This window comes from Paraburkholderia sp. Cpub6 (assembly GCF_014201065.1).
Classification (GTDB): Bacteria; Pseudomonadota; Gammaproteobacteria; order Burkholderiales; family Burkholderiaceae; genus Paraburkholderia; species Paraburkholderia tuberum.
On sequence record NZ_JACHDM010000012.1, the window covers coordinates 49,229 to 73,058 of the forward strand.

17 protein-coding genes and 1 pseudogene are annotated in these 23,830 nt (G+C 65.8%); 13 read left to right on the forward strand and 5 right to left on the reverse strand.

The annotated features are described in order from the left end of the window. The first annotated feature begins 13 nt into the window (after positions 1–13). From HDG33_RS20590 to HDG33_RS20600, 3 genes are all read left to right on the forward strand, one after another. Positions 14–1,210 carry a phytanoyl-CoA dioxygenase family protein gene (locus HDG33_RS20590; protein WP_184032655.1) on the forward strand — a complete coding sequence of 399 codons (1,197 nt, stop codon included), beginning with the start codon at positions 14–16 and terminating at the stop codon, positions 1,208–1,210. A gap of 276 nt (positions 1,211–1,486) precedes the next feature. Then, positions 1,487–2,749, forward strand: coding sequence for an MFS transporter (locus HDG33_RS20595; protein WP_184032657.1), 1,263 nt, complete (start codon positions 1,487–1,489; stop codon positions 2,747–2,749). Between the two features lie 53 nt (positions 2,750–2,802). Continuing rightward, complete coding sequence (locus tag HDG33_RS20600) at positions 2,803–3,888, forward strand: asparaginase (protein ID WP_184032659.1); 1,086 nt, start codon at positions 2,803–2,805, stop codon at positions 3,886–3,888. Between the two features lie 37 nt (positions 3,889–3,925). Here HDG33_RS20600 and HDG33_RS20605 read toward each other — a convergent pair whose 3' ends face one another. Then, complete coding sequence (locus HDG33_RS20605; RefSeq protein ID WP_090803881.1) at positions 3,926–4,918, reverse strand: chemotaxis protein; 993 nt, start codon at positions 4,916–4,918, stop codon at positions 3,926–3,928. A gap of 348 nt (positions 4,919–5,266) precedes the next feature. Here HDG33_RS20605 and HDG33_RS20610 point away from each other — a divergent pair, with 348 nt between their 5' ends. The 3 genes from HDG33_RS20610 to HDG33_RS20620 all read left to right on the forward strand — a co-directional run bounded on the left by HDG33_RS20610 (position 5,267) and on the right by HDG33_RS20620 (position 8,786). Continuing rightward, complete coding sequence (locus tag HDG33_RS20610; protein ID WP_018418601.1) at positions 5,267–5,842, forward strand: DUF4142 domain-containing protein; 576 nt, start codon at positions 5,267–5,269, stop codon at positions 5,840–5,842. Positions 5,843–5,952: 110 nt separating this feature from the next. Next, positions 5,953–7,692, forward strand: a complete 1,740-nt coding sequence (locus HDG33_RS20615; protein ID WP_184032666.1) for a tetratricopeptide repeat protein — start codon at positions 5,953–5,955, stop codon at positions 7,690–7,692. Positions 7,693–7,760: 68 nt separating this feature from the next. Further along, the gene (locus tag HDG33_RS20620) at positions 7,761–8,786 is read left to right on the forward strand and encodes an aldo/keto reductase (protein WP_184032668.1); all 1,026 of its coding nucleotides are present in this window, start codon (positions 7,761–7,763) and stop codon (positions 8,784–8,786) included. Positions 8,787–8,871: 85 nt separating this feature from the next. Here the strand turns inward: HDG33_RS20620 and HDG33_RS20625 are convergent, their stop codons facing one another. Beyond that, on the reverse strand, positions 8,872–9,615 hold the full coding sequence (locus HDG33_RS20625) for an SDR family oxidoreductase (protein ID WP_184032670.1): 744 nt from the start codon (positions 9,613–9,615) through the stop codon (positions 8,872–8,874). Positions 9,616–9,733: 118 nt separating this feature from the next. On the opposite strand from HDG33_RS20625, the gene HDG33_RS20630 reads away from it, so the two are divergent. The 6 genes and pseudogenes from HDG33_RS20630 to HDG33_RS37515 all read left to right on the forward strand — a co-directional run. Beyond that, a complete protein-coding gene (locus HDG33_RS20630; protein WP_184032672.1) occupies positions 9,734–10,624 on the forward strand; it encodes a LysR family transcriptional regulator in 891 nt (296 codons plus the stop codon). A 137-nt stretch (positions 10,625–10,761) separates the two neighbouring features. Further along, entirely contained in the window at positions 10,762–12,276 is a 1,515-nt protein-coding gene (locus HDG33_RS20635) for an amino acid racemase (RefSeq protein ID WP_184032674.1), read from the forward strand. Between the two features lie 221 nt (positions 12,277–12,497). Beyond that, on the forward strand, positions 12,498–18,446 hold the full coding sequence (gene uvrA, locus HDG33_RS20640; RefSeq protein ID WP_184032676.1) for an excinuclease ABC subunit UvrA: 5,949 nt from the start codon (positions 12,498–12,500) through the stop codon (positions 18,444–18,446). A gap of 794 nt (positions 18,447–19,240) precedes the next feature. Then, positions 19,241–20,233 carry a GlxA family transcriptional regulator gene (locus HDG33_RS20645; protein ID WP_184032677.1) on the forward strand — a complete coding sequence of 331 codons (993 nt, stop codon included), beginning with the start codon at positions 19,241–19,243 and terminating at the stop codon, positions 20,231–20,233. A 116-nt stretch (positions 20,234–20,349) separates the two neighbouring features. Next, a complete protein-coding gene (gene rfbC / locus HDG33_RS20650; RefSeq protein WP_184032679.1) occupies positions 20,350–20,901 on the forward strand; it encodes a dTDP-4-dehydrorhamnose 3,5-epimerase in 552 nt (183 codons plus the stop codon). Positions 20,902–21,083: 182 nt separating this feature from the next. Continuing rightward, a pseudogene (locus HDG33_RS37515) lies at positions 21,084–21,341 on the forward strand (GNAT family N-acetyltransferase); the annotation flags it as partial. Positions 21,342–21,590: 249 nt separating this feature from the next. On the opposite strand, the gene HDG33_RS20660 reads toward HDG33_RS37515, so the two are convergent. The 3 genes from HDG33_RS20660 to HDG33_RS20675 form a co-directional block, all read right to left on the reverse strand. Further along, the gene (locus tag HDG33_RS20660; protein WP_013089029.1) at positions 21,591–21,752 is read right to left on the reverse strand and encodes a DUF1328 domain-containing protein; all 162 of its coding nucleotides are present in this window, start codon (positions 21,750–21,752) and stop codon (positions 21,591–21,593) included. A gap of 57 nt (positions 21,753–21,809) precedes the next feature. Further along, positions 21,810–21,974 carry a hypothetical protein gene (locus HDG33_RS20665; RefSeq protein ID WP_184032681.1) on the reverse strand — a complete coding sequence of 55 codons (165 nt, stop codon included), beginning with the start codon at positions 21,972–21,974 and terminating at the stop codon, positions 21,810–21,812. Between the two features lie 203 nt (positions 21,975–22,177). After that, positions 22,178–22,807, reverse strand: coding sequence for a LysE/ArgO family amino acid transporter (locus HDG33_RS20675; protein ID WP_018418582.1), 630 nt, complete (start codon positions 22,805–22,807; stop codon positions 22,178–22,180). Between the two features lie 117 nt (positions 22,808–22,924). On the opposite strand from HDG33_RS20675, the gene HDG33_RS20680 reads away from it, so the two are divergent. Further along, on the forward strand, positions 22,925–23,818 hold the full coding sequence (locus HDG33_RS20680) for a LysR family transcriptional regulator ArgP (protein WP_184032683.1): 894 nt from the start codon (positions 22,925–22,927) through the stop codon (positions 23,816–23,818). Positions 23,819–23,830: the final 12 nt, after the last annotated feature.

Below are 23,830 nucleotides of genomic sequence, written 5' to 3' on the forward strand. Positions count from 1 at the left end.
AAGTTTCCCGAACATGAATACTCTCGAGAATCAGCGCTTTTTCGATAAACCCGTCGTCGCGGACGTTCCGATCGACAATCAGACCCAGGTCTTCAAATTCGAAAAATTTCCCGCGGCGGGCCCCGTTCCCTGGCTCGATCGACCGGATGCGCTGGAGCGGGTTGCCGAGCTGTTGTCCCAAGGCGTAATCAGCGAGCAGCAGGCCGAATGGTGCCGCAAATGGGTGAGCGACGGCTACCTGATCATTGAGGGTTTCTTCAAGACGGAACAGCTCGATGCGACGTGGCAAGCCTACGAAAACGCGATTGCCGACGGCACGCTGCGGCCGCCGCCCGAGCCGCTTTTCGAAGGCGATACGCTGCCTGGGCGCACGCTGAATCCGCATTTCAACGTGCCGGCTGTTCGCGAGATGCTGTTCGACGCGCGCATGAACGAGATCGTGAGTCTGCTGCTGGGCGCGAAATCGGCGCCGTTCCAGACGATCGGCGGTCACAAGAGCAGCGAGCAACTCGAGCATTCCGATTCGATTCACATGTCGACCTATCCGAACGGGTATCTGGTCGCGAACTGGATCGCCTTCGAGGATATTCATCCCGACTCCGGGCCGCTCGTTTATCACCCCGGCACGCACAAGCTGCCGTATCTGATGTCGACTGAATTGGGCATGCCGTTCGGTTGCGGGTATTCCGCTTATCACGACATCTACGAACCCGCGATTCAGAAGCTCATCGCTGAACGTTCATCCGGCCCAAAGCATTTCTACCCGAAAAAGGGCGATGTGCTGTTGTGGCATGCGAACCTGCTGCACGGCGGCAGCAAGATGCGCGATCCGGAGCACGTGAGTCGCAAGGCACTGGTTTGCCATTTTTTCGCGGATGGCTGTTTGTGCTATCACGACCTGACCGGCATGCCGTCGAGCCTGACGCCAATCGTCGACTTCGACGGCGAGGCGTACCTCGAGGCCAATCCGGACGTCGCCGCGAGCGGCGGCAATGCATTGCAGCACTACATCTACTACGGTCGATTCGAAGGTCGCCCGTTGAGCAGCGCCGAATCGTTTCAACGCAAGGCGCGGCTTGCCCAACTGCCTGACGGTTTCGATCCGAAGCTTTACCTCGAAGCGAATCCCGACGTTGCCGCGGCGGGCGTCGACCCGGTCGATCACTTCGTCGACTTCGGCCGCGCGGAAGGCCGGCCGTTGCGGCCCTGAGTCATGCGTGGCGCCGAAGCAGGCGAAGGCGGCCTGCTTCGGCAAGTTCGCGGAAGGTGCATGTCGAAAACTTTTGTCCGCGTCTCGCGCGCACAGTCACCCGGGTTGACGACCCGCCTGCGCCCAAAGCATGCGTTCGAGCGCGCCCGCCCCGGCACGGGCCGCCCGCCATCACGCCGCTCGTGCCAGCCTCCTTTGTGCATGCCCTCCGGTCTTGCTCTAAACTAGCGCCCGCCCAAGCCACGCCCCGATGCGCCCCGTCACGAGCAACAACCGATGCCCCCAGCCTCCATCGATCCCGCCGATTCCCCGCATTTCAGCCTGCCGAAACACCCGCCGTTCCAGCGTTTCTGGTGCACCCGCATCCTGTCGTCGCTGTCGTTCCAGATGCTCGCGGTCGCGATGGGCTGGCATGTCTACGCGCTCACGCATAGCGCGTTCGCCCTTGGCCTCGTCGGTCTCGCGCAGTTTCTGCCGATGTTCCTGCTGACGCTCGTCGTCGGCCATGTCGCCGATCGTTACGATCGCCGCCGCATCGCCGCCGTCTGCCAGAGCCTCGAAAGTGTCGCTGCATTGCTGTTCGCGATCGGCACCTTCGGCGGCTGGATCAGCGCGCCGGTGATCTACGTGCTGGCTGCCTGCGTCGGCGCGTCGCGCGCGTTCGAATCGCCGGCCGTGGCGTCGCTGCTGCCGGCCGTGGTGCCGCGCGGCTATCTGCCGAAGGCGACCGCGTGGGCGACGTCCGCCAATCAGACCGCGCAGATCGCCGGGCCCGCGCTCGGTGGTCTGCTGTACGGCATCGGTCCCGGTGCCGCGTATCTCGCGTGCATGCTGACGTTCGCGGCGGCGGCCGCGTCGGTGTGGAGCATTCCGTTGCAGATGAAGCCGGCGAGCCGCGCGCCCGTCACGCTCGAATCGATCTTTTCGGGCATCGCGTTCATTCGTCGCGAGCCGGTGATTCTCGGCGCGCTGTCGCTCGATCTGTTCGCGGTACTGTTCGGCGGCGCGACCGCGTTGCTGCCGATCTTCGCGCGCGACGTGCTGCACGCGGGCCCGCTCGGTCTCGGCCTGTTGCGCTCGGGCACGGCGATCGGCGCGCTCGCGGGCACGATCTGGCTCGCGCATTTTCCATTGCGCAACCGGCCCGGCGCGGCGATGTTCGGCGGCGTGATCGCGTTCGGCATCGCGACGATCGTGTTCGGGCTGTCGCATCAGTTCCTCGTGTCGTTGTTCGCGCTGATGGTGCTCGGCGCGTCGGACACGATCAGCGTGGTGGTGCGGCTGTCGCTCGTGCAATTGCGCACGCCCGATGAAATGCTCGGCCGCGTCAGCGCGGTCAATTCGTTGTTCATCGGGACGTCGAATCAATTGGGCGAGTTCGAATCGGGCCTGACCGCGGGATGGTGGGGCGCGCAGCCGGCGGTGCTGGTCGGCGGTGTCGCGACGATCGCGATCGCGCTGTTGTGGATGCGGTTCTTTCCCGAACTGCGGCACACGCGCACGCTCGAGCGCGAAGAGGCGCTCGCGGCGAGCGCCTGATTGCCAGGGCCTGGGCGCCATCGCCCGATCCATGACACGAGGAGACGAACCACATGAGCCAGTCCGAACTGCACCCCGCCGCGCCGGTCGCGGCGACGATCTATCGTGGCGAATCCGTCGAGAACACGCATCTCGCGCACGTCGCGGTCGTCGATGCGGACGGTCGTCTGCTGTATTCGTTCGGCGACGCCGCGCGCATGACGCTCGCGCGTTCCGCCGCGAAGCCGGCCCAGGCGCTGGCGGTGCTCGAAACCGGCGCGCTCGAGCGTTGCGGTTTCGACGAAGCCGATCTCGCGCTGATGTGCGCATCGCACAGCAGCGAGCCGCGTCATATCGAACGCACGCGCGGCATGCTCGCGAAAGCGCAGGCGAGCGAGGCCGATCTGCGTTGCGGCGGCCATCCGCCGTTATCGGATGCGGTGTACGTCGACTGGCTCCGGCGGGGCTTTACGCCCACCGGCGTATGCAGCAACTGTTCGGGCAAGCACGCGGGCATGCTGGCCGGCGCGCGTTCGATCGGCGCGGCGCTCGCCGGCTATGAGCTGCCGGGGCATCCGTTGCAGGTGCGTGTGAAGCAGACGGTCGCGAGCGTCTGCGATCTGCCCGACGAGGGCGTGCAATGGGCGATCGACGGCTGCAATCTGCCGACGCCGGCGTTTGCGCTCGACCGGCTCGCACGTCTGTTCGCGAAGCTCGCGGCGGCGCAGGATCAACAGGAAACCGAAGCCGCCGCGACGACGCCGCGCGCGGCCGCGCTCGCGCGCATCTATCGCGCGATGACGTCGTACCCGGAACTGGTCGGCGGGGAGGGGCGCTTCTGTACGCTGCTGATGCGGGCTTTCGATGGCGCGCTGGTCGGCAAGGTCGGCGCGGACGGCAGCTATGCGATCGGCGTACGCGCATCGCGGCAGACCGCGCGGCTCGGCGCGAAGGGCGCGCTAGGCATCGCGCTGAAGATCGAGGACGGCAATCCCGCCGTGCTCTACGCGGTCACCGCCGAGTTGCTCGCCGTGCTCGATATCGGTACGCCTGAACAACGCGCGGCGCTCGACGGCTTTCATGCGCCGCAGCGGCTCAACACGATGGGCGTCGAGATCGGCCGGATGGACTTCTCGATCGAGCTTGCGGCGCATCGTTGAGCGCGGCGACCCGATTCACTGCTCGACACCCCAGACCTCAAGCCGCCGCCGCCTTCGCCGGCGCGGCACCCAGCGCATCACGGATCGCATCGGCGAGCTCGCTCGCCGCGAACTTCGCGACATAGCCGTTGGCGCCTGCGTTCTTCACATGCGCCTCATTGGCCGCGCCCGTCAGCGACGAGTGAATGATCACCGGAATATCGCGCGTGCGTTCATCGGCCTTGATCTGGCGCGTCAGCATGAAGCCGTCCATCTCCGGCATCTCCAGATCGGTCAATACGAGCGCGATGGTGTCTTTCGCGCGCGCGCCGTTTTTCTGCGCTTCGCGCGCGACCTGCTGCAGCGTCTGCCACGCTTCCTCGCCGGTCTTCGTCATGATGTAGTCAGCGCCGATCGCGGTGAGCGCCTGTTCGATCAGCTTGCGCGCGAAGCCGGAGTCGTCGGCGGCGAGGATCTTCGCGCCGCGGCGGATGCCGAGCGCCTGGCCGACCGAGGCCGGATCGACGCTCGGATGCTGCGACGGGAATACGTCGCGCAACACCTGCTCGACGTCGATCACCTGCGCGAGCCGCGAGTCGCCGGTATTGCCGTCGATGCGCGCGATGCTCGTGACGAGCTTGCCGCCCGCCGAGCCATCGGCCGACAGCACCTGGTTCCATTCGAGTCGCACGATGTCGTCGACTTCCTCGACCGCGAAGGCCTGCGTCGAACGCGCGAATTCGGTGACCAGCAGGATGTTCAGGCCGCGCGTCGGCTCGCAGCCCATCAACCGCGGCAGATCGATCACGGGGATGATCTGCCCGCGAATGTCGACCGCGCCCATCACGTAAGGCGACGATCCGGCGATCGGCGTGACGGTCGGCATCGTCGAGATTTCGCGCACCTTGAACACGTTGATCCCATACAACTCGTGCGCGTCGCTGCCCGGCACGTGGCCGAGGCGGTATAGCAGCAGCTCGAACTTGTTGGAGCTCGTCAGGTTGCTGCGTTCGGTGTGGCGCTCGTGATTGGCACGGTGGTCGTCTGCCATCGGAATCGTTCTCCAGAATTGCGGTGCTGAGCGGTGCTGAGCGTGCCTGTATCTGGTTATCGGCGCCGATGGCGAAAAATTCAGCACTGCGTGGCAGCGTCGAGCGGCGCGCGATTCACGCGAATACGGCAAACGTGTGCGCATTCATATGAGGGTTACCTAAGGTTACAGAAGCGACAGCAGCGTTTCACCTGCCCGACGGCGTGGCTTCTAGAATCGGCAGCGATAAAAGCGTGGCGTCGCGCTGGGCTCGCAAGCAGTCCGCAGCGTTTTGCATCGCCCGCTTCGTTCGCGGCGCACACGTGTCCGTCGTTTTGCTTTCAGATGCTTTCACCTCAAGGAGAACGTATGATCCGCCTGCCTTCCGTCCCTTCCGTCGCTTTGGCCCGCATCGCCGCCGCTGCCTGCTTCGGTGGTCTTCTGACGGCCGCCTCGGTGGCCAGCGCGCAGAGCGCCGCGTCCACGGACACGGGCCGCCTGCATGCCGCCGACCAGACCTTCATCGCGGACGGCACGCAAGCCGTCGCGACGCAGCGCGATGCCGCGCGTATCGCCACCGCGCGTTCGGCCGACCGCGACGTGAAGGCCTTCGCCGAGCGCGTGTCGAGCGACGACGCCAAGATCACCGACGCGTTGCGCGCGGCGAGTCCGCGCGGTGTCGACGTGCCGAAGAACGATCCCGATGCGGCCGTGCTCGCAAGCATCAACCATCTGCGCGGCGCGGACTTCGACAAGGTGTACATCGAGCAGGTCGCGCTCGCGGGTGAACAGAAGGCGCTGTCCGCTTTCCAGGCGGAAATCGCAGCGGGCCGTGACGAGCAGTTGAAGGCCGCCGCGAAACAGGCGCTGCCGACGATCCAGCAGCACTATGCGATGGCGCAGGATCTCGCGAAGCGCAAGCATCTGTCCGTGGCCGCGCAATAAGCGGCGTCACGTCGCTACGCGGCAGGCGGCGGTACTTCGAACCCGGGCTTTTCGGCGATAATCGTGCGCTTCTTCCGACGATTCTTCGCGCCTCCGATTCCAGGTACCGCATGAGCAAGCACGCCAGTCTGCCGCAACAGTTGGACCATCTGCTTCGACAAGCCGTCGCGCTCCAGCAGAACGGCGCGCTCGTCGAAGCCGAGGAGATGTATCGCGAGATACTCGAACTGAAGCCGAAGCATGGCGATGCGTTGCGCTGGCTCGGCGAACTCGCGCTGCGAACGGGCCGCTTGCAGGAAGGCGTCGATCTGCTGAAGAAGGCGCTCGTGGTCAACGCGAGACAGCCGGCCGTGCATTCGAATCTCGCCTATGCGCTGAACGCGTTGCAGCGTCATGACGAAGCGCTCGCGTGTGCCGAGCGGGCGCTCGCGATGCAGCCGAGATTCGCCGATGCGTTGAACAATCGCGGCAACGCATTGGCGGCGCTGAACCGTCCGCTCGATGCGCTCGCAAGCTACGAACGCGCGCTTTCGCTCGTGCCGGAGTTTGCGCCGGCGTGGAACAATCGCGCATGCGTGCTGCGCGATCTCGGCCGCTATGCCGATGCGCTCGATAGCTGCGACCAGGCGCTCGCGTTGCAGCCGAACTATCCGGATGCATGGAGCAATCGCGGCAACGTGCTCGGCGATCTGAACCAACCGCACGAAGCGCAACACTGCTACCAACGCGCGCTGGAACTTGCGCCTGCTTTCGTCGATGCATGGAACAACCTCGGTCTCGCGCAGATCGATCTGAATCAGCGCGAACAGGCGTTGTCGAGCTATCAGCGCGCGCTTGCGTTGAATCCGGCGTCGGTCGAAACGCGCTGGAACCAGGCGCTGTGCCTGCTGCAAATGGGTCGCTTCGATACCGGCTGGCGCGAATACGAATGGCGTTGGGAGCGCAGCCGCATCAAGGCCGGCAGGCGCGCGTTCGCGCAGCCGTTGTGGCTCGGCGATGTTCCGCTCGACGGCAAAACGATCCTGCTGCATGCGGAGCAGGGCCTGGGCGACACGTTGCAGTTCTGCCGCTATGCGCCGCTCGTTGCGAAGCTCGGCGCGAAGGTCGTGCTCGAAGTGCCGGGCGCGTTGTTGCGATTGCTGTCGACGCTCGATGGTGTCGATCAGTTGATCGAAGCGGGGCAGCCGCTGCCGCCGTTCGATTGTCATTGCCCGCTGCTGAGCTTGCCGCTTGCGTTCGGCACGAACGAAGCGAGCATTCCGGCGGCGACGCCGTATCTTTTTGCGCAGCCGGCGGCCGTCAGCGAATGGCGTGAGCGGATCGAACACGACGGCAACATCAACGCGGATGCCGACGCAATCAGGCCGCTGAAAGTCGGCCTCGTCTGGGCCGGCGAGAACCGCGCGCAGATCGCCGAGCTGCGCAAGATCGACGCGCGTCGGTCGCTCACGTTCGAGCAACTCGCGCCGCTCCTCGAGGTGCCGAACGTTCGCTTCTTCAGCGTGCAGAAGGGCGCGGCCGCGCCGCAATTAGCCGAAAGCGCCTACGGTGAACGCGTCGCCGATTACACCGGGCTGCTGCACGATTTCGCCGATACCGCCGCGCTCGTCGCCAGTCTCGATCTGGTGATTTCGGTCGACACGTCCACCGCGCATCTGGCCGGCGCGCTCGACAAACCCGTCTGGATCCTGAACCGCTTCGACACCTGCTGGCGCTGGTTGCTCGAACGCAGCGACACGCCGTGGTATCCGTCCGCACGTCTGTTCCGTCAACCGGCGCTCGGCGATTGGGGCGGCGTGATCGATGCCGTGCGCGATGCATTGGGGGATCTGAGCGCCCCGCCTTCGTGACGCCTTTGGGCGGACACGCGTAGACTGAACCTCCGTTCATCGATGGCAATGCCACGGAGAGTTCTTCAATGGAATACAGACATCTGGGTGCATCGGGTTTCAAGGTGCCGGTGCTGAGTCTCGGCACCGGTACGTTCGGCGGCAAGGGTGAATTTTTTGAGGCGTGGGGCGCGACCGACGTCGCCGAAGCGCGGCGTCTGATCGACATCTGCTTCGACGCGGGCGTCACGATGTTCGACACCGCCGACATCTATTCGAAGGGCGCGTCCGAGTCGGTGCTCGGCGAGGCGCTGAAGGGCAAGCGCGACAAGGCGATCCTGTCGACCAAGGCGACGTTTCGTTTCGACGACGATCCGAACGGCGTCGGCTCGTCGCGCTTCCATCTGATCCAGGCGGTCGATTCAGCGCTCAAGCGTCTGCAAACCGATTACATCGACCTGTTCCAACTGCACGGCTTCGACGCGAAAACGCCGATCCCCGAAGTGCTGTCCACGCTCGACGACCTCGTGCGCGCGGGCAAGATCCGCTATATCGGCGTGTCGAATTTCTCCGGCTGGCATCTGATGAAGTCGCTCGATATCGCCGACCGTTACGGCTATCCGCGCTATGTCGCGAATCAGACCTACTACTCGCTGGTCGGGCGGGACTACGAGTGGGAGCTGATGCCGCTCGGCGTCGACCAGGGCGTCGGTGCCGTGGTGTGGAGCCCGCTCGGCTGGGGCCGCTTGACCGGCAAGCTCAAGCGCGGCCAGCCGCTGCCGGAGACGAGCCGTCTGCACAAGACCGCCGACATGGGGCCGCCGGTGCCGGAAGACTATCTGTTCCGCGTGCTCGATGCGCTCGACGAAATTGCCGCCGAAACCGGCAAGACCGTGCCGCAGATCGCGCTGAACTGGCTGCTGCAACGGCCGACCGTCGCGACGCTGCTGATCGGCGCGCGCAACGAGGAGCAGTTGCGGCAGAACCTCGGCGCGGTCGGCTGGAATCTGACGTCGGAGCAGGTCGCGAAGCTCGACGCGGCCAGCACGGTGCGCCCCGCGTATCCGTACTGGCATCAGGAAGGCTTCGCGGAACGCAATCCAAAGGCGGTTTGAGCGGCGGGTCGACCACGTTCCAGGCGCCGCAGCCGGCGCAATGCGCTGGTCCAGCGCGGCCGCACGCTGGACTAAGCGCATCCCATCAAGCCAAACCGCCATTGGCCCGCAATGCCTGCCCATTGACCCAACCCGCATCCGGGCCGACCAGAAACGCGACCACGCCCGCCACGTCTTCCGGCTCGCCGAGGCGTTGCAGCGGCGGCATCTTCGCGAACGTCTCGATCTGCTCGTCGGTCTTGCCTTCGAGGAACAGCGCGGTCGCGATCGGTCCCGGCGCGACCGCATTCACTGTGATGTTGCGCCCGCGCAGTTCCTTCGCGAACACACGCGTGAACGCTTCGACGGCTGCCTTGGTCGCCGTGTAGATGCCATAGCCGGGCAGGTTCAGCGCGAGCACGCTGGTCGAGAAATTGACGATGCGCCCGCCGTCGTTCAGGCGCGCGGCCGCTTCGCGCAGCGTGTTGAAGGTGCCGCGCACGTTGATGTCGAAGGTTTGGTCGTAGAGTGCGTCGGGCGTGTCGGCGAGCGGCGTGGGCTTCATCACGCCCGCGTTGTTGACGAGCACATCCACCTTGCCGAGTTCGCGTTCGGTGATTTCGAACATGCGACGTACGTCGCCGGGCTTCGACACGTCGGCTTGCACCGCGACCGCCTTGCCGCCAGCTTCGCGGATCGCGCCGACGAGCGCGTCGGCTTCGCCCGCGCTCGCTGCGTAGTTGACGGCGACCGCGTAGCCGTCGTTCGCGAGCCGCTGTGCGATCGCCGTGCCGATGCCGCGCGATGCGCCCGTGACGATGGCGACTTTCGGTTGTGGATTCGTGCTCATGATTGGTTTCCTCATAGAAGGTGGTGGATCGGTGAGGTGAATCATGAACGCTTTGCGCGCAGAGATAATCCGGTTAGACTCGCCATCATCATTCCGTTTGCTTTAATAATCCGCCGCTATGGACCGTTTCGAGGAAATGCGCGTATTCGTGCGGATCGCCGAGCGCCAGAGCTTCACGCGCGCCGCCGACGATCTGCAAATTCCGCGCGCGACCGTCACCAACCTGATGAAGCGCCTCGAGCAGCGGCTCGGCGCGCGGTTGCTCGAACGCACGACCCGCACGGTGCGGCTCACGCCCGACGGTGAAGCGCACTACCAGCGCTGCGTGCGCCTGATCGCCGATATGGAGGAGGCCGAGGGGGCGTTTTCCAATCTCGCGCCAAAGGGGCTGTTGCGCGTGAACGTGCAGGGCACGCTCGCGCGGCACTTCGTGGTGCCGGCGCTGCCCGCGTTTCTCGCGCGCTTTCCCGACATCGAGCTGATGATCGGCGAGGACGACCGGCTCGTCGACCTCGTGCGCGAGGGCATCGATTGCGTGCTGCGCGCGGGCGTGCTGCAGGATTCGTCGATGGTCGGGCGGCGCGTCGCGCAACTGCAGCAGGTGACGGTCGCGAGTCCCGCGTATCTGGCCGCGTATGGCGAGCCGGCCGATCCTGACGCGCTGTCGACGCATCGCGCGGTCAACTACGTGTCGAGCGCGACCGGCAAGCCGGTGCCGCTCGAATTCCGCGTCGACGGGCGGGATACCGCGCTCGTGCTGCCGTCGGCGGTGTCGGTCAGCGGCGCCGAACTGTACACGGGCGCGGCCCTCGCCGGGCTCGGCATCGTGCAGGTACCGCGTTACCGCGTGGATGGCGAGTTGGCGGCGGGGCGGCTGCGGGTCATTCTGGCGGACTATCCGCCGCCACCGATGCCGGTGTCGGTGCTGTATCCGCAGAACCGGCAGTTGTCGTCGCGCGTGCGGGTGTTCGCGCAGTGGCTGCGGGAGATTTTCGAGCCGGTGAGCTGAGGGAGCGAAAAACGCAAAGGAATGCGTTTTCGTGGTTAACGCCTGGACATGTGCGCCTCGCATAATGTCATTCTCAAGCGCGCAGAAAGCCGCCCGTGATCGAGGGTGGACGCACAGAACGACCGGGGGATCTGATCATGAATCGTTTTCGTTCGCTGGGTGTGGCGACGGGCGCGGCGCAGTTCGCCAGTGCCGACATCCTCAGCCGGATGAGCATGGCGTCGCGCCGGCCAGGCGCCGCGAGCCCCTTCGATCTGATTTTCGAACCGCGCGCGTGGCAGGGGCCCGCCGCGCCCGGGGCGACGGACCCGCAGTTCAAGATCCACGTGTTCGATACGATGCGCGCGTTCGAAAAACGCGGCGTCGACGCGATCGTGCTGCCATGCTTTCTGAGCCACACCTTCATCGACGAACTCGCGGCCAACGTCAGCGTGCCGGTCGCCAACATCATGACCGCGCTGTCCGCGCACGTGCGGCGCACCTATCCGTCGGCGCGCCGAATCGGCGTGCTGACGTCGGCGGCGATTCGCGCGAACGGCCTGTTCGAGCGCTACTTCGAAGCCGGGCGGTTCGACGTGTGCTATCCGCGCAACGACACCGGTTTCGACGGCGTGACGAGCGCCGTCCTTGGTGTCGGGGGCATCCGCGATGGGCGCCTGCACGGGCGGCCCGTCGAGCTGTTGCGCGCGGCGTGCGCGGATCTGGTCGCGCAGGGCGTCGACTTGATCGTGCCGGGGCTCGCGGAGATCGGCCTCGTGCTGCGCGCGCTCGGGCGCATCGAGGTGCCGCTCGTCGATACGAACCAGGTGTATGCGCGCTATGTCGCGGCGGCGCAGTACACGCAGCCGCAGCGGGCGTTCCGCCTCGGCGTGGTCGGCGGCATCGGGCCGGCCGCGACCGTCGATTTCATGGCCAAGGTCGTGCGCAACACGCCGGCCGCGCGCGACCAGGACCATATCCGGATCATGGTCGAGCAGAATCCGCAGATCCCCGACCGCACCGCGGCGCTGCTCGAGCGCGGCGACGATCCCACCCTCGCGCTGTACGCGGCCTGCAAGACGCTCGAGGACGGCGGCGCGGATCTGATCGCGATTCCGTGCAATACCGCGCATGCGTTCGTCGAGCGGCTCCAGCCGGCGCTGCGCGTGCCGATCGTCAATATGCTGACCTGTACCGCCGATTATCTGCGCGAGACCGTTCCGGGTCTGCGCGAAGTGGGCGTGCTGGCTACCTCGGGCACGCTCGCGAGCCGCGTCTACGAACAGGCGCTCGACGCGCGCGGCCTGGTGCAGATCGCGCCGTCCGCCACTGCGCAAGCGCGTCTGATGAACGCGATCTACGGCCCGCGCGGCTTGAAGGCGGGGCACACGTCGGGCGACTGTTGCGAGGACCTCGCGGCGGCCGTCGACGATCTGGTCGCGCAGGGCGTGCAGGTGATCGTGCTCGCGTGCACGGAGTTGCCGTTGCTGTTGCGCGAACCGGTGCTCGCGTGTCCGGGCGGGCGCGCGGTGCGGCTCGTCGATCCGACCGAGGTGCTGGCGCGGCGCTGCGTTGCGTATGCGCTTGGCGACGGTGTCGCACGTGGCACACCGGCGGGTTGCGCGACGCCGCAGGCGGCCGGGTGCTCGCGGGTTGAAAGCGCGCTCGGCTAGTCAGGCAGCGTGACCGCGGCGCAGCCGTTTGCGCCTCGCAGCCGATCCAGAGGTCAAGGCGCGTCTGCACCCGCCATGGAAAACTGTATAAACATACAGTATAGTATCCCCCTACAGCCAGGCTTCCGGGCGCTCCTCGTGCCGACCCGGCTGCACCGAACTTGCGCGGTCGCGAGAGCCGGCCGTGAGAGGTGACCCACTCCTTCAGACGGTCGGAAAAATTGTCCTCCAACGACGCAACCCTTGACACCCTCGCTGACACTCCCCAAGGCGGCAACCCGAGCGGCAACAAGATCCAGGGCACGATCCGCATTCGCGGCGCCCGCCAGCACAACCTGAAAAACGTCGACCTCGACGTGCGCACCGGCGAAATGACGGTCGTCACGGGGCCGTCGGGCTCGGGCAAGTCGAGCCTCGTGTTCGACACGCTGTATGCGGAAGGCCAGCGCCGCTACGTCGAAACCTTCAGCGCGTACGCGCGCCAGTTCCTCGACCGGATGGATCGGCCGCAGGTCGACCGCGTCGACGGCGTGCCGCCCGCCATCGCGATCGACCAGACCAACCCGGTGCGCAGCTCGCGCTCCACGGTCGGCACGATGACCGAGCTCAACGATCACCTGAAGCTGCTGTACGCGCGCGCGGCCGAGCTGTTCGACCGCCAGAGCGCGTATCTGGTGCGGCACGACACGCCGGAGACGATCTACGCGGAACTGCTCGAGCGCACCGCGCAGGAGGAGCCGCGGCTCGTCGTCACGTTCCCGGTCGAGCTGCCGGAGTCGGCGTCCGCGCAGGAGGTCGAGCAGTGGTTATCGGCGAGCGGCTATACGCGCGTGCAGGCGCAGCGCGAAGTCGATTCGCCGACCGGCAAGCGCAAGTTGCTCGACGTCGTCGCCGACCGCTTCCGGCTGCGCTCGGTGGATAAAGCACGCGCGATCGAGGCGATCGAGGCATCGCTGAAGCGCGGCGGCGGGCGCGTCAATATTTACGTGCTGCCGGCTACCTCGGACGAGCCGCAGGCCGAAGCCGCCGAGCCGCGCATCTGGCGTTTCTCCACCGGCTTGCATAGCCCTGAAAGCGATCTGCGCTATGCCGATCCGCAGCCCGCGCTGTTCTCGTTCAACTCGGCCTATGGCGCTTGCGATGCCTGCCGCGGTTTTGGCCGCGTGATCGGCGTCGACCTCGGTCTCGTGATCCCCGACGCGCGCAAGACGCTGCGCGAAGGTGCGGTCAAGCCGATGCAGACGCCCGCGTGGAAGGAGTGCCAGGACGACCTGATGCGCTACGCGGCGAAAGCCGACATCCGCCGCGACACGCCGTGGGGCGAGCTCAGCGAGCGCGAACGCAACTGGGTCATCAACGGCTCGCCGGACTGGAACGGCAAGTGGCAGACGCATTGGTACGGCGTCAAACGCTTCTTCGACTATCTCGAATCGAAGGCGTACAAGATGCATATCCGCGTGCTGCTGTCGAAATACCGCAGCTACACGCCGTGCGAAACCTGCGGCGGCGCGCGTCTGAAAACCGAATCGCTGCTGTGGCGTCTCGGCAGCAAGGCCAATGCGAACGACGTGCTCGCGCCCGCGCAGCGCTTCATGCCGCGCGGCGTGAAGTGGTCGCGCGCGCAGCTCGAAGCGTTGCCGGGCCTGACCGTGCACGATCTCATGCTGATGCCGATCGAGCGCATCCGCCGCTTCTTCGACGGCATCACGCTGCCGAGCGCGTTGCTCGACGACGCGCTCAAGCTGCTGCTCGCCGAAGTGCGCACGCGCCTCAAGTATCTATGCGACGTCGGTCTCGGCTATCTGACGCTCGACAGGCAAAGCCGCACGCTGTCGGGCGGCGAGGTGCAGCGTATCAACCTGACCACCGCGCTCGGCACGTCGCTGACCAAGACGCTGTTCGTGCTCGACGAGCCGAGCATCGGCCTGCACCCGCGCGACCTGAACCGCATCGTCGAGGCGATGCACCGCCTGCGCGACGCGGGCAATACGCTGGTCGTGGTCGAGCATGATCCGTCGGTGATGCTCGCGGCGGACCGGCTCATCGACATGGGTCCGGGACCGGGCGAGCGCGGCGGCTCGATCATTTTCGACGGCGCGCCCGAGGCGATTCGCTCGACCGGCACGCTGACCGGCGAGTACCTCGGCGGCCGGCGCCATGTCGCGGATGCCGCGCACTGGTCGCGTCGCGCGGTCGAGGCGAGCACGCCGCGCATCGTGCTCGAAGGCGCGAGCGAGCACAATCTGCGCGACGTCACGGTCGAAATTCCATTGCAGCGGCTCGTCTGCGTGACCGGCGTGTCGGGTTCCGGCAAATCGACGCTGCTGCAGGACGTGCTGTATCCGGCGATGGCGCGCCACTTCGGGCTCGCCATCGAAGCGCCGGGCGCGTTCAAGGCGCTGAACGGTGCGGACCAGGTCACCGACGTCGTGTTCGTCGACCAGTCACCGATCGGCAAGACCGCACGCTCGAATCCGGCCAGCTACGTCGGCGCGTTCGACGAAATCCGCAAGCTGTTCGCGAAGGCACCGCTCGCGCAACAGCGCGGCTACGGCCCCGGCATGTTCAGCTTCAATTCGGGCGACGGCCGCTGCCCGACCTGTGGCGGTTCGGGCTTCGAGCACATCGAAATGCAGTTCCTCTCTGACGTGTACCTGCGCTGCCCCGATTGCGACGGGCGTCGTTATCGCGCGGAAATTCTGGAGGTGAAGATCGAGCGCGGCCAGCCGGCGCGCGGGTTGAGCATTGCCGACGTGCTCGAACTGACCGTCAGCGAGGCTGCCGCGTACTTCGCGCAGGACGCCGAAGTATTGCGCGTGCTGCAGCCGATCGTCGACGTCGGGCTCGAATACGTGAAGCTCGGCCAGCCCGTGCCGACGCTGTCGGGCGGCGAGGCGCAGCGGCTCAAGCTCGCGGGCTTTCTCGCGGAGTCGGCACAGGCGCGCGGCGCACGCGGCGCGAAGCAGGTGATCGCGAAGCGTCTGTTCATGTTCGACGAACCGACCACGGGTCTGCATTTCGACGACATCGCGAAGCTGATGCAGGCGTTCGGCAAGCTGCTCGCGAGCGGTCATTCGCTGATCGTGATCGAGCACAATCTCGACGTGATCCGCGCGGCCGACTGGATCATCGACCTCGGTCCCGAAGGCGGCGACGGCGGTGGCCGCGTGTTGTGCGCGGGCACGCCGGACGAAGTGAAAGCGTGCGCCGAATCGCATACCGGCGAGGCGTTGCTGCAATACGACCGCGCAATGGACACCGCAACCGCGGCGGAGCCCCAGGGCATCCCGCTGCAGAAGGCCCTGAGCGCGGCCCGCGCACGTCGCGCGATCGAAGGCGAGGACGTCGTGCGCATCGTCAACGCGCGCGAGCACAACCTGAAGGCGCTCGACGTCGACATTCCGCACGGCAAGTTCAACGTGATCACCGGTGTGTCGGGCTCGGGCAAATCGACGCTCGCGTTCGACATCCTGTTCCACGAAGGTCAGCGGCGCTACCTCGAATCGCTGAACGCGTATGCCCGCTCGATCGTGCAGCCGGCCGGACGGCCCGAAGTCGACGCGGTGTATGGCATTCCACCGACCGTCGCGATCGAGCAGCGGCTCTCGCGCGGCGGTCGCAAGAGTACCGTCGCCACGACCTCGGAGGTGTGGCACTTCCTGCGTCTGCTGTACGTGAAGCTCGGCTTGCAGCACTGCATTCACGACGGCACGCCGGTCACGTCGCAGAGCGCCGAATCGATCGCGGCGCAGTTGCTGCGCGATCACAAGGGCCAGCATGTCGGCTTCCTCGCGCCGCTCGTCGTGAACCGCAAGGGCGTCTATACGGACCTCGCGAAATGGGCAAAAGCGCGCGGCAATACGCATCTGCGTGTGGACGGCGAGTTCGTGCCGGTCGATCCGTGGCCGAAGCTCGATCGTTTCCGCGAGCACACGATCGAGCTGCCGGTCGCTGACCTCGTCATCTCGGCCGATCACGACGCGGAGCTACGCGAAGCGCTCGATCAGACGCTCGACATCGGTAAAGGCATCATGCATCTGCTCGCGCCGCTCGACGGTCTGCACGACGCGCTCAACGGCGGCGAGTCCACCGCGAAGCTCGGCGACGTGAAGGTGCTGTCGACGAAGCGCGCGTGTCCGGTGTGCGGCACGAGCTACCCCGAGCTCGATCCGCGCATGTTCTCGTACAACAGCAAGCATGGCTGGTGCACGAGCTGCGTCGGCACGGGGCTGTCGCTGACGCGCGAGCAGCGGGCCGCGTACGACGACACGATCGTCGTCGACGACAATCGCGGTCGCGAGCAGAGCCTGCCCTCGGAGGAGCAGGAACCGGAAGGACTCGTCGACGAGCCGTGTCCGGATTGCGCGGGCACGCGTCTGAATCCGGTCGCGCGCGCGGTCACGTTCGACTCGCAGGCGATCGTCGACGTCGCGCAATGGACCGTGTCCGACACGCGCGCGTGGATCGATACGCTGCGGATGACGGGCCGCGACGCCGAAATCGCGCGCGACGTGGTCAGCGAAATCGGCAGCCGGCTGCAGTTCCTCGAAGAAGTCGGGCTTGGCTATCTGAGCCTCGATCGCGCGGCGCCGAGTTTGTCGGGCGGCGAAGCGCAGCGCATCCGGCTCGCCGCGCAGCTCGGCAGCAATCTGCAGGGCGTGTGTTACGTGCTCGACGAGCCGACCATCGGTCTGCATCCGCGCGACAACCAGATTTTGCTGAACGCGCTGCGCAAGCTCGGCGACAAGGGCAATACGCTCGTCGTCGTCGAGCATGACGAAGATACGATCCGGCGCGCGGATCACATCATCGATATCGGGCCGGGCGCGGGCAAGCGCGGCGGCACGCTGATCGCGCAGGGCAGCGTCGCGGACCTGTCCGCACAGCCCGATTCGCTGACCGGGCGTTTCCTCGCGCAGCCGATCGTGCATCCGTTGCAGCCGCGCCGCGAGGTCGTCGCGCCGGGCAAGCGTGCGGCCGCGGTGCCGGAGAACTGGCTGACCGTGCATGGCGGCAAGCTGCATAACCTGCGCGACGTGACGGTCGGCATTCCGCTCGCGCGGCTTGTCGCGGTGACGGGCGTCAGCGGCTCCGGCAAATCGACGCTCGCGCGCGACGTGCTGATGACCAATCTGCTCGATGCGGTCGGGCGCTCGGTGCTGTCGTCGCCGGCCACGCGCCGCGCGCGTGCGGCCGCCCAGGAGAAGCCGGCCGCGAACCGGCGTTCGAGCGTGCTCGCGCGCTCGGCGCCGCGCGCGCCGCTGAACGTCACGCACATATGGCAGGGCTGCGATTCGGTCACCGGCTGGGAAAGCATCGACCGCGTGCTGGAAGTCGATCAGACGCCGATCGGCAAGACGCCGCGTTCGTGTCCCGCCACCTACATCGGCGTGTGGGATGCGATCCGCAAGCTGTTCGCGGGCACGCTGGAGGCACGCGCGCGCGGCTATACCGCGTCGCGTTTCTCGTTCAACACGGGCGAGGGCCGCTGCCCCGCATGCGAGGGCCAGGGCGTGCGCACGATCGGCATGAGCTTCCTGCCCGACGTGAAGGTGCCGTGCGACGTCTGCCACGGCCAGCGCTTCAATCCGGAGACACTCGCGGTCACGTGGCGCGGCAAGAACATCGGCGACGTGCTGACCATGGAAATCGACGAAGCGGTCGAGTTCTTCGCGTCGATTACGAACATCGGGCATCCGCTGCAACTGATGAAAGACGTCGGGCTCGGCTATCTGACGCTCGGCCAGCCGTCGCCGACGCTGTCGGGCGGCGAGGCGCAGCGCATCAAGCTCGTCACCGAGCTGAGCAAGGTGCGCGACGACATTACGCGGCGTGGCCAGAAGCCGCCGCACACGCTGTACGTGCTCGACGAGCCAACGGTTGGCCTGCACATGGCGGACGTCGCGAAGCTGATTCGTGTGCTGCACCGGCTCGTGGATGGCGGGCATAGCGTCGTCGTCATCGAGCACGATCTCGACGTGATCGCCGAGGCGGACTGGATCATCGACCTCGGTCCGGAGGGCGGCGTGGGCGGCGGTACGATCGTTGCGGCAACGGATCCGGACAGCCTGTCGCGCGTGGCCGCGAGTCACACGGGCGCGGCTCTGCGGCCGGTGCTCGCGCGCACGCCCGCTGCGGCGACGCTGGCCGGCGAAGGGACGAATGGCTGAGGCACGGTGACGAGCGGCGGCGCGGCCGTTGCGCGCCGCGATGCCGTTCCCCAGCCGACTATTTGCTCGCATTCCCAGACGCGCGCATCAGCTATGCCGTTGCAACTTCGCAGGTTGCAACGGCCGGCGCCTCGTCGCGTGTCCGCCACACATGATTGCTGCGCTGCATCCAATCATCCGAGGTTCGATCAATGCGGCGCATGCGCACGTTTAAATCATACGAAAGAGGCCGGCGATGTTTCAAAATAGAAACATTTTTAGAACCCCCGATAAATCAGCATTTTGATATTAATTTGTGGTGCGGCGAGAATGCCGCGGAAATGCCTAATGCCGCGGGCAATAAATTTACGCTTTGCGAATAAACTACCGAATTGCCCGGACATAATAGGGCGATAAGCAGTTCACAATTGAAACATTTTTGAACCGCGCAAGAAACGTACTCGGTAACGCGCAATGGCCGGGCTTCGCATTATCGGCAACTTTGTCCGAATGCGCGAGAGTCCCGTCCATCAAGGCTTTGCGGTAAGATCTCCTCAAGCTCTTCGCGCGGCTTGCATAGTTGCCCGGCGTGTCGCGCGCTCATATCAATCGCTCAATAACCGCTTTTCCTCAGACATGGGCTGTCGTGATGAAACTCGTTTTTCAAATTTACTATAGCGATCCATTCCGCTAACATCACGCTTAATCCTTTATGCGGCGTGTGTCTGTTTTTTCGCCGTAATAACGCATTCTCTCGTTCCGTCTGATGACGGGGCAAATCGGGGTCCGCAACGTATGACCGTTTGGGGAAGATCATGCCGCACATGCACCTTGATACAACGAGAATTACGTGGCTACACACGCCCGCTTTGAACGTCCGTACTGCAGCGCGGCGAATCGGCATTCTGCTGTTCGACGGCTTCTGGCTGCTCGGCCCCGGTACCGTCGTGGAAATGTTCCAGACCGCCAATGAGTTCGCGGGCACGCGAGCGGGCGAAGATCCGCCCTACGAAGTGCAGTTCCTGTCGATGGACGGCGGCAATGTCGCCAGTTCGTCGTCGGCGCGCATCTGGACTGACCGCATCGACACGCGCTTTGGCGGCGGTTTCGACGCGCTGTTCATCGCTGGCGGCTACGGCGCCCACGTGGCCGCGCGCGACGAACGCCTGCTGAACTGGCTGCGCGCCGTGCAATCGCGCACACGCGCGATCGAAACGATCGGCGAGGGGCGCCTCGTGCTCGAAGCGGCCGGCCCGACCGAGCATGACGGCCTGATGAGCCGCTATCCGGGCGCGAGCGCCAGCGAAGGCGCGTTCAGCGCGGCCAACGACCGTCACGACTGCGCCCGCAGCGCGCTGATGTTCATCAAGCGCGACCTGGGCGCCGAGCTTGCGCGCAGCGTCGCCGATCGCGTGATGCCCGGCATGGCTGCGACGTGGGTGCCGCTGCCGGCCGAGGGCGGCACGCTGAGCGTCGCCGAAAAGATTCGCGCGGCCGCGCGCTGGATGGAGGCCAACTGCGACCGTCCGGTATCGGTCGCCGATGCCGCGCAGGTCGCCGCAATGAGCGAGCGCAATTTCCTGCGCCGTTTCAAGCACGAGATGCAGATCACGCCGTCGGACTACCTGCTGCAGGTGCGGCTGCGTATCGCGTGCAACTTCCTGACCGAGACCGAATTGCCGGTCGACAAGATCGCGCGTCGCAGCGGCACCGGCAACGGCGATCGTCTCGCGAAAATTTTCCGCAAGCGTATGGCTTTGTCGCCAACCGAGTATCGCGCTCGCAGCCGGGCGGCCACTGAGGCGTAGCATGTATCTTTAGCATGCGATAGGGCGCCCGCGTTGCGGGCGCGCCTCGTCTGTCGGACGCGGTCGCGAGAGCGGCCGTATGTTCGCTGGCCAGCCTTTTTACGAGCACAGTGGCGATGGGCAACAGGGTCATGGCGACGGCATTGCCGGAGGTGAAACTCATCGAGCCGGAAGTGTTCATCGACGAGTTCGGCTTCTGCTTCGAGAGTTTCAGCGCGGACGAGTTTTCGGACGACGTCGCGCAAGGTTTCAACTTCGTGCAGGACCGCCATCTGCGCGCCGTGCATGGCGTGCTGCGCGGCTTGCACTACCAGGTGCAGCGTCCCCAGGGGCGGCTGCTGCGCGTCGTGCGCGGCGAGATCTTCGACGTCTCGGTCGACGTGCGCCTGAACTCACCGAACTTCGGCAAATGGAGCGGCGAGTATCTGAGCGAAGCCAACCATCGGCAGATCTGGGTGCCGCCCGGTTTCGCGCACGGCTTCGTCGTGCTGTCCGATGTCGCCGAATGCATGTGGAAGACCACCGAGTACTGGTTCCCCGAACTCGAGCGCTGCCTGCTGTGGTCCGATCCTGACATCGGCATCGAGTGGCCGATCGACTTTCAGCCCATCCTCGGCAGCAAGGATGCGGCGGGCCGTCGTCTGTACGAGGCCGAAAACACCTCGTGAACGACAGAGCCAACCCTACACGTCGGGCATCCAGTCAGTACGAGGTGCTCAACGTGAAGCGTCGCGCGAGCCATCCGCAATCCGTTCCGGTCCGCTATGTGTGTCGCGCGTTTGCGCCGCTCGGCGCGCAGGGGCTCAATTGCACGTGCGTGGATCAAACCATCGAGACGACCCGCGGCCGTGTGCTGCGTGGCGATTGCCATGTCGCGGTGTATGAAGGACACATCGTCGGCTCGATGACGCTTTGTGCTTCGGATGGCGAAGCATCGTGCGAGCTATACCGGCACGGCGATGTCGCGAGCCTGCGTCAGTTCGCGGTCGATCCCGCATGGCAGACGCGCGGCATCGGCACGTTACTGATCGCGTTCGCCGAACATTGGGCCGCGATGCGTGGCTATGCGCAACTCGCACTCGATACGCCGCAACCGGCCACGCAGCAGATCGCGTTCCATGACGCCGCAGATCGCGTATGCGGCCTGAAGCGATGCCGCATACGCCTCCGGCATACGGAGAAAAGAAGCGGAAGGAAAGCAGAGTTGAAGCGCCCGATGCTTCGGCAACTATTGCAATATGCTGCGGCAAGTATTGCAACGGCGACAGCGGCCGCGCAATCCTCAGCGCGGTACCCACGCAGCGTGGCCAGTTCGCATCGGGCGAGGCGTGAATTCACCGAACGCTGTATGCAGCCGTCAGCGTCGGATCACGCCCATCAGCAGGGTGACGAGGAAGATCACCAGGAAGATGAAGAACAACACCTTGGCGATTTCGGTTGCGCCCGCGGCAATGCCTCCAAAGCCGAACACTGCGGCGATGATGGCGATGATGAAGAAAATCACAGCGTATCGAAGCATGGTGCCTCCACCGGTGGATTGTTGAAATGACGTTTGAACGGCGCCCCGTTGCGTACGTCACGCGGCTTCACGGGTGAGATGCCGGCGAGCGGAATTTAGCAATAGATGTGCCATCGCTTGATTGCCGCCGACGTTCCAGCGATTCACGATCAGATAGCCGACGAGCGCCGCCCGCCAAGCGCAGCGGTCCGCCACGCGCGGCGGCTGGCCCGTCGACGACATCGGCGGCCTCGCGCTGCGTCTGCCGGAGGTCGAGACGGGGCGCTATTTCGATGCCCGGGCGAAGGAGGCTTACCAGCAGTCGCTGCTGAAGTGGCCGGTGCTCGCGCGGCTGATGAACCTCGTGCCGCGCGACGAAGCCGATGCGCCCGCCGCGCGAGGCGAGCCGCAAGAATCGGCGCTGAAATAAGGCCCGCGTCGAACGCTCAACGCAATTGCGTGAACGCGAGCAGCAACACCATGCTGCCGATCGCGCCATCCAGCACGCGCCACGCGGTTGCGCGGCGAAACAGCGGCGCGAGCATGCGAGCGCCATAGCCGAGCGCGACGAACCACACCGCGCTGACCGTCATCGCGCCGAGCGCGAAGGCGACCCGCGCGCCTTCCGGCTCACGCGCGCCGGCCGTGCCGATCAACAGGAACGTGTCCAGATAGACGTGCGGATTGAGCCACGTGAACGCAAGCGTCATCAGGATGATCGGCAGCGCGCGTTGCGCAGGCGGCGCCTGATCGCGGGACGCGCCGGCCGAGCCATCGAGCACCGCGTGTCCGGGCCGCACCGCGCGGCGCAGCGCGCTGATGCCGAACCAGGCGAGATACGCGAGCCCAACATAGAGCATCGCGTGCACGAAGCGCGGGAAACGCTCCATCAGCACCGCGGCGCCGCCGACGCCCGCGCCGATCAGAATGAAATCGGACAACGTACACAACAGCACGATCTTGCCGACATGCGAGCGCATGATGCCCTGCCGCAGCACGAACGCGTTCTGCGCGCCGATCGTAACGATCAGCGACGCGCACAGCGCCGCGCCATGGGAAAAAGACAACCAGTTCATAAATGGTCCGGAAAAAGGAAAGCAGCGGGGATAGACGGGAAAATCCAACAGCGCTAGTCTGCGGGTTGGCATCTCATAAGAGAAGCTAATTTGCTTAATGCCGATTAAGGAACGCTAATGCTCGACTACGCCTTGCTCGACGCGCTGGCCGCCGTGGTCCGTCACGGCTCGTTCGACCGTGCCGCGAGCGAGCTCAATATCACGCCGTCCGCGGTGTCGCAGCGGGTCAAGCTGCTCGAGGAGCGCGTCGGCAGCGTGCTCGTGAAGCGCGGGCAGCCGTGCGTCGCGACCACCTCGGGCGCGCTGCTATGCCGCCATACAGAACGCGTGCAACTGCTCGAAGCGGAGCTGAACGGCCGCCTGCCGGCACTGCCCGGCGCGCTCGTCGAGCAGTGGCCGGCACTGCGCGTCGCGGTCAACGACGACAGCGTCGGCACCTGGTTCATCGACGCGGTCGCGCCGTTCTGCGTCGAACGCGAAATGCTGCTCGACCTCGTGATCGACGACCAGGACTACACCGCGCAGCGCATTCGCGACGGCAGCGTGCAGGGCGCGATCACGACGCAGGCCGAACCGGTGCAGGGCTGTCGCTCGACGCGCCTCGGCCGCATGCGATACCTGGCGGTGTGCTCGCCGGCGTTTTTCGCGCGCTATTTCGCCGACGGCGTCACGCGCGACAGCCTGCGGCGCACGCCGTGCGTCGACTTCAATCCGAAGGATCAGCTGCAAAAGCGCTTCATGCGGCGCATTACGCGCGCGGAGCTCGATCCGCCGCTGCACTGGATTCCGCACGTCGCCGGTTTTTTGCGCGCGTGCGTGATGAGCCTCGGCTGGGGCATGTGTCCCGAGCGGATGGTCGCCGGGCCTCTGCAGCGCGGCGAACTGGTCGAGATCGCGCCGGGCAAGCATATCGACGTCGATCTGTACTGGCAGAGCTGGCGTCTGTCGATCGGCTGGCTCGACGATTTCAGCGCGATGCTCAGAAAGCGGGCGGGCGAGTTTCTCGATTGACTACGCGGCGGT